The organism is Segeticoccus rhizosphaerae, assembly GCF_009192725.1.
GTDB lineage: Bacteria > Actinomycetota > Actinomycetes > Actinomycetales > Dermatophilaceae > Segeticoccus > Segeticoccus rhizosphaerae.
The window spans coordinates 1-1156 of the sequence record NZ_VOHR01000585.1 but is presented as its reverse complement, the minus strand read 5'-3'; the positions used below and the strand labels follow the sequence as shown (position 1 = coordinate 1156).

Genomic DNA, 1156 nt, shown 5'->3' with positions numbered 1-1156 from the left:
TCCGAGCCACGGGCGTGGCACACGCCATACCCGCTGTCGTGGCGGACCTGCTGCGGCGCTGACGGCTCCGATCGGCTGGCGGTCGCGCCGCGCTGGTTGCGCGGTGCGACCGGTGCCAGGCCGGCCGACGACGCCCCTCAGTCCCCCGGAGGAGGGAGCCCGGCGATGAGCGCGTCGAAGGCCGACTCCGCGAGCTCGGCGACCGGCTTGGCGAATCCCGTTGCGGCACAGTGCTGCATGGAGGTGCGCATGGCCGCTGCCGCCACGGCCGCCACCAGCGCCGGGTAGGGGTCGTCCGCGGCCGCCCGGGTGCGCTCGGCGACCGCCTCGGCGAGAAGGCGCTCGGTGTCGGCGCTCGCCCCGACCAGCGCCGGCCACAGCGACGGGTTGCGCTGAACCACCCGCTGGCGCAGCTGCCACAGCGGCTGGCTCTCGGCGATGGCCTCGGCCTGGGCGAGGAAGACCGCGCGCAGGGCGACCAGGGGCGGCTCGGCGTCGGGGCGGGCGAGGAACCTCTCGGCGAGCCGCTGCGGGCCGGTCGGATCGCTGCCGACGAGGACGGCCTCCTTGGTGGGGAAGTAGTTGAAGAAGGTGCGCGGTGACACGTCCGCCGCCTCGGCGATCTCCTGCACGGTCACGCGCTCGAGACCCCGCTCGTCGACCAACGAGAGCCCGGCCGACTGCAGGGCGTGCCGAGTGGCCTGCTTCTTGCGCTCACGCAGCCCCCCGACCGCAGCGAGGTCGTCGAGCGGGAACGGTGCCAGGTCGGCCGGACGCGCGTGCCCCGGCGCGGGGGTCCCGGTCGAGCCGGTCCGCTCGGGGCTCATGGGCCGGAGTCTAGGCACCCGAGGCTCTTCCTGTCCGTTCTGCGTCATGGCAGATGCTGCAGATCGAGCAGGACACCGCCGGGCCCGAGCCGGTCGACACGGAGTCCCCGGTGCCAGCAGCGCGGACTCGGGGCTGACAGACTGGCGCCATGAGCACCGCGTCAGCACAGTCGTCCCCGGCGATCGCCGTGCACGCGGCGACGGCCCGGGCGACGGTCGACCTGGCCGCCGTCAGCGCCAACGTGACCGAGTTGAGGCGGCGCGCCGGCAGCGCCCAGGTCATGGCCGTGGTCAAGGCGGACGCCTACGGACACGGGCTCCTGCCCTGT

The 1156-nt window shown here is 74.7% G+C and carries 2 protein-coding genes; one reads left to right on the top strand and one right to left on the bottom strand.

Going from position 1 to position 1156, the window contains the following annotated elements; translation table 11 throughout:
• Nucleotides 1-137: 137 nt before the first annotated feature.
• Nucleotides 138-827 carry an acyl-CoA-like ligand-binding transcription factor gene (locus FRW57_RS21845; protein WP_137119848.1) on the bottom strand — a complete coding sequence of 230 codons (690 nt, stop codon included), beginning with the start codon at nucleotides 825-827 and terminating at the stop codon, nucleotides 138-140.
• Between the two features lie 149 nt (nucleotides 828-976).
• Here FRW57_RS21845 and FRW57_RS21840 point away from each other — a divergent pair.
• On the top strand, nucleotides 977-1156 hold a 180-nt coding region (locus FRW57_RS21840), incomplete at its 3' end, for an alanine racemase (RefSeq protein ID WP_203230490.1).